Origin of the sequence: Actinomycetospora rhizophila (assembly GCF_042657905.1) — a bacterium.
Taxonomy (GTDB): domain Bacteria; phylum Actinomycetota; class Actinomycetes; order Mycobacteriales; family Pseudonocardiaceae; genus Actinomycetospora; species Actinomycetospora rhizophila.
Window position 1 is genome coordinate 603736 of the sequence record NZ_JBHSKG010000001.1, and the last position, 12013, is coordinate 615748.

Sequence of the window (12013 nt, forward strand, 5' to 3'; positions counted from 1 at the left end):
TTCCGGTCAGCCCGGCAGGCCGAGGGTGCCGACCGCTGCGAGCGCGCCCGCGATCGCGCCGGCGAGCAGCGCGACGCCCGACCACCAGGCGATCCGCGCCGGCGTCCACGCCGACGGCCCGGCCTCGTCGGACGGCGCCGGCGGGGGCGGGGGGGGCGCGGCGGCGCCCGGCGCGGGCCGCGGGTGGGGGACACCGGGCCCGGGCGGGCGGTTGACCGGGCCCGTGGGCAGCGGGGGCGCGGGCCGCCCCGCCGGGGGCGGTGCACCCTGCGGGGCCCCGGGCGGGCCACCCGGGGCGCCGACCGGCCAGGGGCGGTCCACCGTCCCGTGCGGCGGCCGGGGGCCGGGGCGGGTCATCGGCGGCCCGTTGCGGGGCGGCGCGGGGTAGGGGCCGGTGCCCGCCGGTCCGGTGGGTGGCGCCGCGGGGGTGGGGTGCGCGACCGTCTCGGGCGCGGCCTCGGCGGTGTCGCGGCGGCGCCCCAGCGGCCGGAAGCGGTCGCGCAGCCGGGAGCCGCTCGCGGCCGGCGCCGTGGAGGACGGTGCGCTGGAGGACGGCGCGGCGGAGGACGGCGCGGGTGCGGCGTCCGGCGCAGCGTTCGGAACTGCGTTCGTCGCAGCGCTCGGTGCTGCGTCCGGCGTGCCGCCCGGGGTGGACACACCGCCCGCGGCGTGCGCACGCAGGGCCTCGGACAGCAGCCGTTCGTCGTCCATCCCGCGCGATGCTAGCGGCGCGGACCGCCCGGACCCAGGGGTGTGCGGGGGTCAGCCGCCCTCGACGAGCTTGCCGATGGCCTCGAGGCCGCGGCTCGCCGTCGACTTGACCGTGCCCTTGCTGATGCCCGTGGCCTCGGCGATCTCGGCCTCGGACAGGCCGCCGTAGTAGCGCAGCACCAGCACCTCGCGCTGGCGGCGGGGCAGCTTGCCGAGCGCCGACACCACGGCCTGGTGCTCGGCGGAGAGCATCGCCAGCGACTCGGCCGACCGGGCGTCCGCCGTGTGCGGCGGGGTGTACTCGCGAGCGGTGCGGCGGCGCCGCAGCACCGAGCGCGACCCGTTGACCACCGCGGTGCGCAGGTAGCCCAGCGCGGCGTGCTCGTCGCGCAGCCGGCCCCAGTGGCGGTGCAGGCCGGTGAAGGCCTCCTGGACGACGTCCTCGGCGGTCGCGGGGTCGTCGACGAGCAGCACGGCCAGCCGGACGAACCGCATGCGGTGCTCGCGGTAGAGGTCCTCGAGGGTGCGCGGCGCCTGGTCCTGGGTGGCGACGGGACCGCTCGCGGGTACCGGGCCCGGCATCCCCCCTGGTGGGGGCGGTGGGGCCGCGGGCCGGGCCGACGGATGGACCACCGCGGCGTCCGCCGGGGCGACCGCGTCGATGGCCCGCAGGCTGCCGAGCGTGCGCTCGACGGCGCTCTCCCCGGGATGGCCCACGTCACCGACGATAGCCGTTCACGACCCGTGGTCCCGGTGGGGACGAGGGTCCGTCCACGGATCACCCGCGTGGCGCAGGCGATCACGCGACGGGAAAGGGTCACACCGGACGACACAGCCGGCCCACGACACAGCGCCGAGACGGGCGGCTGCGTCATACTGCGCCGACGTCCCGCCGGACCGTGTGCCCGCTCCGGTGATCGGCCCCTGACCGGTACCCGTCCACGCCCCTGGGAGGCACGACGATGCCCATCGCGACCCCCGAGGTCTACAACGAGATGCTCGACCGCGCGAAGGCGAACGCGTTCGCCTTCCCAGCGATCAACTGCACCTCGTCGGAGACCATCAACGCCGCCCTGCGCGGCTTCGCCGAGGCGGAGAGCGACGGGATCATCCAGTTCTCCACCGGCGGCGCCGAGTTCGGCTCCGGCCAGTCGGTGAAGGACATGGTCACCGGCGCGAGCGCGCTGGCCGAGTTCGCGCACGTCGTCGCCGAGAAGTACTCGATCAACGTCGCGCTGCACACCGACCACTGCCCCAAGGACAAGCTCGACGGGTTCGTGCGCCCGCTGATCGCGATCAGCCAGGAGCGCGTCGCGCGCGGCGAGAACCCGCTGTTCCAGTCGCACATGTGGGACGGCTCGGCGGTCGAGCTGCACGAGAACCTGCAGATCGCCCAGGAGCTGCTGGCGGAGGCGGCCAAGGCGAAGATCATCCTCGAGGTGGAGATCGGCGTCGTCGGCGGCGAGGAGGACGGCGTCGCCAACGACATCAACGAGAAGCTCTACACCGCCGCCGGCGACTACGAGCACACCGTCGACGCGCTCGGCGGCGGCGAGAAGGGCCGCTACCTGCTGGCCGCGACGTTCGGCAACGTGCACGGCGTCTACAAGCCCGGCAACGTCAAGCTGCGCCCCTCGGTGCTCAAGGAGGGCCAGGAGGTCGCGGCGCGCAAGCTCGGCCTCGCCGACGGCTCGAAGCCCTTCGACCTGGTGTTCCACGGCGGCTCGGGCTCGCTGCTCGAGGAGATCCACGAGGCCCTCGACTACGGCGTGGTCAAGATGAACGTCGACACCGACACCCAGTACGCCTACACGCGCCCGATCGCCGCGCACATGTTCACGAACTACGACGGCGTGCTGAAGGTCGACGGCGAGGTCGGCGACAAGAAGACCTACGACCCGCGCAGCTACAACAAGAAGGCCGAGGTGGCGATGGCCGAGCGGGTCACCACCGCCTGCGAGAACCTGCGCTCGACGGGGCAGACCCTGGGTCGCTGACCGGTCGCGGCCCGGGCGGACAATCGGGGCCATGACCATCCCGATGGGCCCCGGTGCCGGGCACGGGCACAACCTGCTCGGACCCCAGCCGACCTACCTCCCGGAGACGCCCGAACCGGCCGCGCGGCTGGAGAAGGGCGAGGACCCCGCGGCGGTCGTCGCCGACCACCCGACCTACTCGGCCGGGTGGGCGGAGCTCGCCGAGCGCGCCGAGGCGTCCGGCGAGCACGTCGCCGCGTACGCCTACGCCCGCACGGGCTACCACCGCGGGCTCGACCAGCTGCGCCGCAACGGCTGGAAGGGCTTCGGTCCGGTGCCGTGGAGCCACGAGCCCAACCAGGGCTTCCTGCGCGCGGTGGCCGCGCTGGCGAAGGCGGCGCGGGCGATCGGCGAGACCGACGAGGTCGACCGGTGCGTCCAGCTGCTCGCCGACTCCGACCCGGAGGCCGTGACGGCGCTCGGTCTCGGCTGAGGACACGTCGGTGGATCGCCTGGCACGGCTCGCGCGCAGCCGGGCCCGGCGGCTGCGCGACTCCGGGCTTCCGGTGCTGCAGTGCGCGCTGGCGGCCGGGATCGCGTACCTGGTGGCGCGCGACGTCGTCGGGCACCCGGTGCCGTTCTTCGCGCCGATCGCGTGCGTGCTCGTCCTCGGCGTCTCGCTGACCAACCGGCTGCGCCGGTCGGTGGAGCTCGCCGCCGGGGTCAGCGTGGGCGTCGCCGTCGGCGACCTCATCGTCGTGCTCATCGGCCCCGGCTGGTGGCAGATCAGCGTCGTCGTGGGGCTGGCGCTGCTCGCGGCCCTGCTCTTCGACGTCGGCGCGCTGCTGCTCAACCAGGCCGCGGTGTCCGCGGTGCTGGTGGCGACGCTGCAGCCGCCGGGGACGACCGCGGCGTTCACGCGCTGGATCGACACGCTCATCGGCGCGGCGATCGGCCTGGCGACGGCGGCGACCCTGCCGTCACACCCGCTGACGCGGGCCCGGCGCGGCCTCGCGGCGCTGCTCACCGAGCTCGAGGAGGTCCTCGTCGGCACCGCCGACGCGCTGGACACGGCCGACCTCGAGGCCGCGGAGGCGGTGCTGGAGCGGGCGCGGGCGACGCAGGGCCGGGTGGACGCGCTCGCGGACGCGGTCGAGGCCGGCTTCGAGATCACGACGATCGCGCCGCTGCGCCGCCGCCACCGCGGGGAGCTCGCGCGGCTGCGGACCGTCGTGCGCCCGGTCGACCTGGCGCTGCGGAACGCGCGCGTGCTCGCGCGGCGCGCGCACGCCGCGATCCGCGAGGGCGAGGAGACCGACGCCGCCGTCGTCGCCGTCCTGCGCCGGCTGGCCGCGGACACCGCCGCGCTGCGCCGCGAGCTGACCGCCGGCGAGTCGACCGACGGCGCCCGCGTCGCGCTGCTGGACACCGTGGCGGCGGTGCCGGCGCGCGGCGGCGGCTACTCGGCGGACGTCGTGATCGCCCAGATCCGCTCGATGCTCGTGGATCTCCTGACCGCGGCCGGGATGGACCGCGACGAGGCCGTCACGGCGACGACGAGCACGCGGCTGGGCGGCGACGAGCCGTGATCTCCGCAGCGAACGCGCTGTTCGCTGCCTCTATGCGCCCGAAGTCCCCGTTCGCGTCAGGACGCGACGCGCAGCGGGGTCGAGGCGGCCGGGGTCGGCGCGGGCTCGCCGTCCTCGTCCTCACCCGGCACGAGCGTCAGCGACGGTGCCGGCGGCTCGATCGCGAGCGGGCGGCGGATCCGCGGGGCGGGCTTCTCCGCGACGGCGTGTGCCTCGAACCGCTCGAGCAGGCAGGCGACGACCATGACCACGATCGGGAGGAGCACCACCACCACCAGCATGTGACAGGCATACCCCCACCCCCCGGGGGCACACGTCACCCGCGGCGGGTGGGCACGGATGGTGGCCGAGTGGTCGCCCAGCGCAGTCGGGAGGCCGACCGTCGGACCGGTGGTCCCGCTGATCGTCGGAAGGGGGCCGGTCACCCAGCGCGTCAGGGACGGACCAGCCGCCAGTCCTCGGTGTGCCGGTACCAGCTGCGCCGGGACACCGGGCGGTCCCCGGGCACGCCGTCGCGCACCACCGTCACGGCCGGCCGGCACCCCAGCTGGACCGCGCGCCCCGACCGCGCGCTGACGGCCCCGGCGCGCAGGCCGCCGAGGCGGCGCGGGCCCGTGACGGTGACGGTGACGCCGCCGGCCGGGTCGGGGGCGACGGTGACCTCGGCGGCGTCGCCGCGCAGCACGCGGTGCTCCTCGCAGTACACCTCGCCGTGCACGGGCCCGGTGCGGTGGTGCCCGGCGACGAGCCCGCCGTGGTCGTCGCGCACCAGCGGAGCGGGCCGGGCCGTGCCGCCGCGGGCCAGGGCCAGCGCGGCCGCCGGGTCGGTGGGCAGCCCCCACACCGCGGCCGCCGCGGAGTCGGGGGCGGGCAGCACGGCGACCTCGACGTCGAGGCGCTCGCGGCGCTGGAGGCGGACCAGCACGGCGGCCAGGGCGGCGTCGTCACCGGCCACGACCAGGCGCCCGCCCTCGGGCAGGTCGTCGAGCAGCGGGTCGACGTCGCCGCGTGCCGGGAGCTCCGGGAGGCCGGTCACGGCGGCGTCCAGCCCGGGGACGCCGGGCCCCCAGCGGTCACGCGCCCGGTCGCCGCACGTCACCACGCGCATCGTTGACACCCGAGTGGACTACCCTTCCGTTGCACGGGGCGGCCCGCACTCCCGTGCGCGTACCGGAGTCGAGGTCAGGGAGTGTCACATGCCGGCCATCGTGCTCATCGGCGCCCAGTGGGGCGACGAGGGCAAGGGCAAGGCCACCGACATCCTCGGTGAGCAGGTCCAGTGGGTCGTGCGCTACCAGGGCGGCAACAACGCCGGCCACACGGTGGTGCTGCCCGACGGCAAGAACTTCGCCCTGCACCTCATCCCGTCGGGGATCCTGACGCCGGGCGTCACCAACGTGATCGGCAACGGCGTGGTCGTCGACCCGGGGGTGCTGCTCGAGGAGCTCGCCGGCCTGGAGGCCAAGGGCGTCGACACGGGCAAGCTGTTGATCTCCGCGGACGCGCACGTGATCATGCCGTACCACGTGGCCATCGACAAGGTGACCGAGCGCTTCCTGGGCAAGTCCCGGATCGGCACCACCGGCCGCGGCATCGGGCCCGCCTACCAGGACAAGATCGCCCGCGTCGGCGTGCGGATGCAGGACCTGCTCGACGAGAAGCTGCTCCGCGAGAAGGTCGAGGCGTCCCTCGAGCTCAAGAACCAGATCCTCGTCAAGATCTACAACCGGCGGGCGCTGGACGTCGACGAGGTCGCCGACACCGTGCTCGGCCACGCCGAGGGCTTCGCGCACCGGATCGCCGACACGCGCCTCGCGCTGAACCTCGCCCTCGAGCGCGGCGAGACCGTGCTGCTCGAGGGCTCGCAGGGCACCCTGCTCGACGTCGACCACGGCACCTACCCGTACGTCACGTCGTCGAGCCCCACCGCGGGCGGCGCCGCCGCCGGCTCGGGCATCGGGCCCACGCGCATCGGCCGCGTGATCGGCATCCTCAAGGCCTACACCACGCGCGTCGGCTCCGGGCCGTTCCCGACCGAGCTGTTCGACGCCGACGGCGAGTACCTGCGCAAGACCGGCGGCGAGTTCGGCGTCACCACCGGGCGCAGCCGCCGCTGCGGGTGGTTCGACGCCGTCATCGCCCGGTACGCGGTGCGCGTCAACGGGCTCACCGACCTCTTCCTCACCAAGCTCGACGTGCTCTCCGGGCTGGAGAGCGTGCCGATCTGCGTGGGCTACGAGGTCGACGGCCGGCGCGTCGACGAGATGCCGATGACCCAGTCGGACGTGGTGGCCGCGCGCCCGGTCTACGAGACGATGCCCGGCTGGTTCGAGGACATCTCCGCGGCGCGACGCTTCGAGGACCTGCCGGCGAAGGCCCGCGACTACGTCGCGCGGATCGAGGAGCTCTCGGGCGCGCCGGTGTCGGCGATCGGTGTCGGGCCGGGGCGCGAGGAGACGGTCCTGCGGGACGTGCCCACCGCCTAGGATGGAGCGGGTGGGCGCCTGCGAACACCTCCTGACCATCGGCACCGACGGTCTGGCCGCCGACCCGGCGCCGGACGCGGTCGCCCGCGACGGCGAGACGCTGATCTGCCCGGACTGCCGGGCGGAGGGCTACACGGCGTGGGCGCACCTGCGCAAGTGCGTCGACTGCGGGCACGTCGCGTGCTGCGACTCCAGCCCCTACCGGCACGCGTCCAAGCACCACGAGGACACCGGCCACCCGGTCATGCGCTCCCACGAGCCGGACGAGACGTGGCGCTGGTGCTACGTCGACCGGCGCCTCGCGCCCTAGTCACGGCGCGACGGCGGTCAGGGCGGTGTCGGGGTCGTCGCTGAACACGGCGTCGACGCCGAGGGCGACGAACTGGTCGTACTCACCGAACGCGTCGCCGTAGGTGTCCTTCGGCGCGCCGGGCCCGCCGCGGCGGCGCTGCAGCGGCAGGAACTCGTTCTCGTTGCGGAACGTGTAGGGCATGACGCGCAGGCCCGCCGCGTGCGCGTCCGCCACGAGCCGCGTCGGGGCGCCGGCGGCGTCGTCCGGGCCGAGCGGCACGATCCACTCCTTGCTCGGCCCGAGCCACGCCGCGTAGCCGGCGACCTCGCGCAGCCCCTGCGGGGTCAGCAGCGTGTCGGAGGTCCGCGGGTCGTTCGCCGCGACGAGGTCGGCCGGTCGCGTGCCCGCCGAGTCCACGAGCTGCAGCAGCGGGCACCCGACCTGGCTCCTGAGCGCCTTCAGGTTGTCGGTCTCGAACGACTGGATGATCACCCCGGAGTCGGGGCCGTCCTTGCCGCGACGGCGCAGGGTGTCGACGAGCGGGGGCTCGACGGGCAGGCCGAGGCTCGCGAAGTAGGTCGAGTGCTTCACCTCGGGCAGCACGCCCACGGGGCGGCGCAGCTCGGCGGCCAGGCGGTCGAGCAGGTCGAGGACCTCGTCGAACGTGACGACGGGGAAGCGGCCGTCGTAGAGCGTGTTGTGCGGGCGGGTCCCGGGGATGCGCTCGACCGCGCGCAGCGTGCGGATCTCGGCGAGCGTGAAGTCGGTGGTGAACCAGCCGGTGGCCGTCGTGCCGTCGATCTCCTTGGTGGTGCGCCGCGCGGCGAACTCCGGCGTCCTCGCGACGTCCGTCGTCCCGCCGATCTCGGGCTCGTGGCGCGCGATCAGCGCGCCGTCGCGGGTGGGGACGAGGTCGACGTCGACCGCGTCGGCACCCATCCGGATCGCGAGCTCGTAGGCGGCGAGCGTGTGCTCGGGGCGGTAGCCCGAGGCGCCGCGGTGACCGACGACCGTGATGCGCTCCGGCCCGCCGGGTGCCGTGCCGCCGGGGGCGGGGGCGGGCGACGGGGTCGTGGGTGGCGGTGCGGCCCCGGTGGGTGCCGGCGCCGCGGCCCCGACGGGCGTGTCGGCGCAGCCGGCGGCCAGCGCCCCGGCGGCGGCCAGCCCGCCCCACAGCGCGGAGCGACGGGTGAACGAGGGCCCCGGCATCGTCATCGCGCGCAGTGTTCCGGGGCCCGCGTGACCCCGCCACCCGTCCTCCCCGGCGCCGGGGTGAACAACGCGTCGTGTCAGCGTGGCGGCCACCTGCGGCACGCAGCGAAGCGGAGCTGCCGCGCCGGAGGCGGGGCACTGACACTGGACGTCAGGAAAGCCGCCAGCTCGCGCCGCACGGGGTCCCCGTAGCGTGTCGCCCGTGCGCGTCCTGGTCATCGGTTCCGGAGCCCGCGAGCACGCCCTGCTCCTCGCCCTCGCCGGCGACCCGCAGGTGACCGCGCTCGCCGCCGCCCCCGGCAACGCCGGCACGGCGTCGCTGGCCGAGCACCCGGGCCTCGCCGACCCGACCGACGCCGAGCAGGTGGTCGCGCTCGCGCGGACGTGGCGTGCCGACCTCGTCGTCGTCGGGCCCGAGGCGCCGCTGGTCGCGGGCGTCGGGGACGCGCTGCGCGCCGCCGGCGTGGCGTGCTTCGGGCCGAGCGCCGCCGCCGCGCGCATCGAGGGCTCGAAGGCGTTCGCCAAGGACGTCATGGCCGCGGCCGGCGTGCCGACCGCGCGCAGCGAGTCCGTCGACAACCCGGGCGACCTCGATGCCGCCCTCGCCCGCTTCGACGCGCCCTGGGTCGTCAAGGACGACGGGCTCGCCGCCGGCAAGGGCGTGCTGGTCACCTCCGACCTCGAGGCCGCCCGGCGCCACGCCGCGTCCGTGCTCGAGGGCGGGCACCCCGTGCTGCTCGAGTCGTTCCTCGACGGCCCCGAGGCCTCGCTGTTCTGCGTCGTCGACGGCACGACGGTGGTCCCGCTGCTGCCCGCCCAGGACTTCAAGCGCCTCGGCGACGACGACGCCGGCCCCAACACCGGCGGGATGGGCGCCTACGCGCCGCTGCCGTGGGCGTCGGAGGGGCTCGTGGGCGAGGTGGTCGAGCGGATCGTCGGCCCGGTCGTCGCGGAGCTCGCCGCCCGCGGCGCCCCGTTCTCGGGTCTGCTCTACGCCGGGCTCGCACTGACGTCGTCCGGGCCGCAGGTGATCGAGTTCAACTGCCGCTTCGGCGACCCCGAGACCCAGGTCGTGCTGGCCCTGCTCCGCAGCTCGGCGGCCTCGCTGCTCGCCGCGGCCGCGCACGGGCGTCTCGCCGACGAACCCGCCCCGACCTGGTCGGACGGCGCCGCCGTCACCGTCGTCGTCGCCGCCGAGGGCTATCCCGGCGCGGTGCGGACCGGCGACGTCATCCGCGGCGCCGACGACCCGGGCGTCCTGCACGCCGGCACCCGGCGCCGCGACGACGGCGCCGTGGTCTCGAGCGGCGGGCGGGTGCTGTCGGTCGTCGGGACCGGCGCCGACCTCGACGCCGCGCGCGCCGACGCGTACCGGCGCCTCGACGCCGTGCACCTGCCCGGCGGGCACCACCGCACCGACATCGCCCGCGACGCCGCCGCCGGCCGGGTCGCGATGCCCGTGCGCGCCTGATTCCCCGAAAGCGCACCACCGGCGCGAGGCGCCGACCTACTCTCCCGGGCGTGCCCGACCTCGTCCTCGGCCCCGCCGCCCTCGAGCAGGCGCGCGCCGGCGTCGCCGCGGAGGCCCGGCGCGTGCCGGCGATGATCGACCGGGTCACGGTGCCGCGCACCGGTCTCGGCGACCTGGCCTCGGCCGGCGCGATGATGGGCGCGCTGGAGGAGGTCGTGCGGGCGCTCGACGTCGAGCTCGGGGCGGCGGGGTCGCGGCTCGACGGTGTCGACCGCGCCCTCGACGCCGCGCTCACCGCGGTGCAGGCGGCCGACCGCGACGCCGCCTCGTCGCTGGCCGCGGCCTGAGGGCATGGCGTTCGACGCCGTCGGCGAGCTCGCCGTGCAGCCCGGTGGCCAGGAGCTGAGCGCGCTGGTCGCCCGCGCGCAGCGGGTCGACCCGGAGGCCCTGCTCGGGATGGGACGCGGGCTCGCGGCGATGGCCGAGGGGGTCGACGGGTCGCTGCGCTCGATCGGCCGTCACGGCGCCGACGTCCGCGCCGCGTGGCAGGGGCAGGGGGCCGACGCGCTGGCCGGCTACCTCGACGACGTCGGCGCCGCGGGCGCACGCACCCTCGACACCACCGGCCGCCTCCGCGCGCGCCTCGACGGCGCCGGGCAGGAGCTCGCGGGCATGCGGCGCGAGGTCGACGGCCACGTGTCCCGGGCGCTCGACGCGGCCCGCCGTGCCCGCGCGGAGGCACTCGCCGACCCGGTCCGTGCCCCGTTCGCCGACCAGCTCGCCGCCCGGGCGATGGCCGAGCCGACCGTGGCTGCGCGCGCCACGCTCGCCCGCGCCGAGACGCTGCTCGGCGACGCCGCGACCGCCCTGCGCGAGCTCGCCGGCGAGCTGTCGGCCTTCTCGCGCCTGCCGACGCCGGACACGCGCCCGATCGCGCCGCTCGCCGGGCCCGGGTCGCTGGGGTGGGCCGTCGCCGAGCCGGCGGCCACCGTCCCGGCGTCCAGCGCCGGCGGGAATCAGGGGATCGATCTCGCAGGTGGGAGCGGCGACTTCACCGACACGTCGTCGCTCGACTCGTCCGGTGGGTGCGCGGACTCGTCCGACGCGGGCGACTCGTCCTCCGGCGACGTGGGGGCGACCGGCGCGTCGGCGGACATCGACGGTGGCGAGGGCTCGGCGTCGGACGATGACGGGTTCACCGGCTCGTTGGCCGATCGCGACGACGCCGGCGACCTCTCGATCTCCGATGAGTCCGACACGGAGGCGTCGTCGTCGGGCGATGACGGGTTCACCGGGACGTCGGCCGACCCGGACGACGGCGGTGCCGCCGCGAGCTCGGAGACGCCCGGCTCGGACGACTCCGGCGATGGCGGGTCCACCGGGACTTCGGCCGACCTCGACGACGCCGGCGACGATGCTTCGGCTTCCGAAGCGTCCGGCTCGGAGGACTCGGACGATGACGGGTTCACGGGCACGTCGGCGGATCTCGACGACGCCGGCGAGGCTTCGGAGCCCGAAGCGTCTGACACCGGGGACCCGGGCTCTGACGACGACGGGTTCACCGGCACGTCGGCCGACCTGGACGACGGCGGTGCCGCCGCGAGCTCGGAGACGCCCGGCTCGGACGACTCCGGCGATGACGGGTTCACCGGTACCTCGGCGGACCTCGACGACTCGGGCGACGATGCTTCGGCTTCCGAAGCGTCCGACTCGGAGGACTCGGAGGACTCGGACGATGACGGGTTCACCGGTACGTCGGCAGACCTGGAAGACGGCGGTGCCGCCGCGAGCTCGGAGACGGCCGGCTCGGAGGACTCGGGCTCTGACGACGACGGGTTCACCGGCACGTCGGCCGACCTGGACGAGGCCGGCGAGGCTTCGGAGCCCGAAGCGTCTGACACCGGGAAGCCGGGCTCTGACGACGACGGGTTCACCGGGACGTCGGCGGACCTGGACGATGCCGGCGACTCAGAGCTCGACGGCGGGGATGCTTCGGACTCCGAAGAGTCCGAGACGGAGGACTCGCCCTCGAGTGACGACGAGTCCACCGGGACGTCGGCGGATCTCGATGCCGACGCCGATCCGTCGGTTTCCGACGCGTCCGACGCAGGCGACCCGACCGGCGATGCCGACTCCAGCGATGCCGAGTCCAGCGGTGCCGACTCCAGCGGTGCCGACTCCAGCGGTGCCGACTCCAGCGGTGCCGACTCCAGCGGTGCCGACTCCAGCGGTGCCGACTCCAGCGGTGCCGACTCCAGCGGTGCCGACTCCAGCGG

12 protein-coding genes and 1 pseudogene are annotated in these 12013 nt (G+C 75.8%); 8 read left to right on the forward strand and 5 right to left on the reverse strand.

The features are described 5' to 3' along the window. Positions 1-6 precede the first annotated feature (6 nt). Both ACFPK1_RS02870 and ACFPK1_RS02875 read right to left on the reverse strand, forming a co-directional pair. Positions 7-711: a hypothetical protein gene (locus ACFPK1_RS02870; RefSeq protein WP_378019370.1), complete on the reverse strand. Its 705-nt coding sequence runs from the start codon at positions 709-711 to the stop codon at positions 7-9. 51 nt (positions 712-762) lie between these two features. Beyond that, positions 763-1428: a SigE family RNA polymerase sigma factor gene (locus ACFPK1_RS02875; protein ID WP_378019371.1), complete on the reverse strand. Its 666-nt coding sequence runs from the start codon at positions 1426-1428 to the stop codon at positions 763-765. 245 nt (positions 1429-1673) lie between these two features. Between ACFPK1_RS02875 and fbaA the strand changes: the two genes are divergently transcribed. Genes fbaA through ACFPK1_RS02890 form a run of 3 tightly spaced genes read left to right on the forward strand, consistent with a single transcriptional unit; the run spans position 1674 to position 4276 of the window. Continuing rightward, the gene (fbaA, locus tag ACFPK1_RS02880; RefSeq protein WP_378019372.1) at positions 1674-2708 is read left to right on the forward strand and encodes a class II fructose-bisphosphate aldolase; all 1035 of its coding nucleotides are present in this window, start codon (positions 1674-1676) and stop codon (positions 2706-2708) included. Positions 2709-2739: 31 nt separating this feature from the next. Next, positions 2740-3180 (forward strand): DUF3151 domain-containing protein, encoded by a 441-nt coding sequence (locus ACFPK1_RS02885; RefSeq protein WP_378019373.1) that lies wholly within the window; start codon positions 2740-2742, stop codon positions 3178-3180. A 10-nt stretch (positions 3181-3190) separates the two neighbouring features. Further along, positions 3191-4276: an FUSC family protein gene (locus ACFPK1_RS02890; RefSeq protein WP_378019374.1), complete on the forward strand. Its 1086-nt coding sequence runs from the start codon at positions 3191-3193 to the stop codon at positions 4274-4276. A 56-nt stretch (positions 4277-4332) separates the two neighbouring features. Here ACFPK1_RS02890 and ACFPK1_RS02895 read toward each other — a convergent pair whose 3' ends face one another. Both ACFPK1_RS02895 and ACFPK1_RS02900 read right to left on the reverse strand, forming a co-directional pair. Continuing rightward, positions 4333-4557, reverse strand: a complete 225-nt coding sequence (locus ACFPK1_RS02895) for a hypothetical protein (RefSeq protein WP_378019375.1) — start codon at positions 4555-4557, stop codon at positions 4333-4335. Between the two features lie 152 nt (positions 4558-4709). Beyond that, on the reverse strand, positions 4710-5384 hold the full coding sequence (locus ACFPK1_RS02900) for a hypothetical protein (RefSeq protein WP_378019376.1): 675 nt from the start codon (positions 5382-5384) through the stop codon (positions 4710-4712). Between the two features lie 88 nt (positions 5385-5472). Between ACFPK1_RS02900 and ACFPK1_RS02905 the strand changes: the two genes are divergently transcribed. Beyond that, a complete protein-coding gene (locus tag ACFPK1_RS02905; RefSeq protein WP_378019377.1) occupies positions 5473-6762 on the forward strand; it encodes an adenylosuccinate synthase in 1290 nt (429 codons plus the stop codon). A gap of 1 nt (position 6763) precedes the next feature. Next, on the forward strand, positions 6764-7072 hold the full coding sequence (locus ACFPK1_RS02910; RefSeq protein WP_378019378.1) for a UBP-type zinc finger domain-containing protein: 309 nt from the start codon (positions 6764-6766) through the stop codon (positions 7070-7072). Here the strand turns inward: ACFPK1_RS02910 and ACFPK1_RS02915 are convergent, their stop codons facing one another. Then, the gene (locus ACFPK1_RS02915; RefSeq protein WP_378019555.1) at positions 7073-8263 is read right to left on the reverse strand and encodes a glycerophosphodiester phosphodiesterase; all 1191 of its coding nucleotides are present in this window, start codon (positions 8261-8263) and stop codon (positions 7073-7075) included. A gap of 205 nt (positions 8264-8468) precedes the next feature. Between ACFPK1_RS02915 and purD the strand changes: the two genes are divergently transcribed. The 3 genes and pseudogenes from purD to ACFPK1_RS02930 form a co-directional block, all read left to right on the forward strand. Then, a complete protein-coding gene (gene purD, locus ACFPK1_RS02920) occupies positions 8469-9737 on the forward strand; it encodes a phosphoribosylamine--glycine ligase (RefSeq protein ID WP_378019379.1) in 1269 nt (422 codons plus the stop codon). A gap of 50 nt (positions 9738-9787) precedes the next feature. Beyond that, on the forward strand, positions 9788-10084 hold the full coding sequence (locus ACFPK1_RS02925) for a hypothetical protein (protein WP_378019380.1): 297 nt from the start codon (positions 9788-9790) through the stop codon (positions 10082-10084). A 1863-nt stretch (positions 10085-11947) separates the two neighbouring features. Continuing rightward, positions 11948-12013, forward strand: a pseudogene (locus tag ACFPK1_RS02930) (hypothetical protein); the annotation flags it as partial.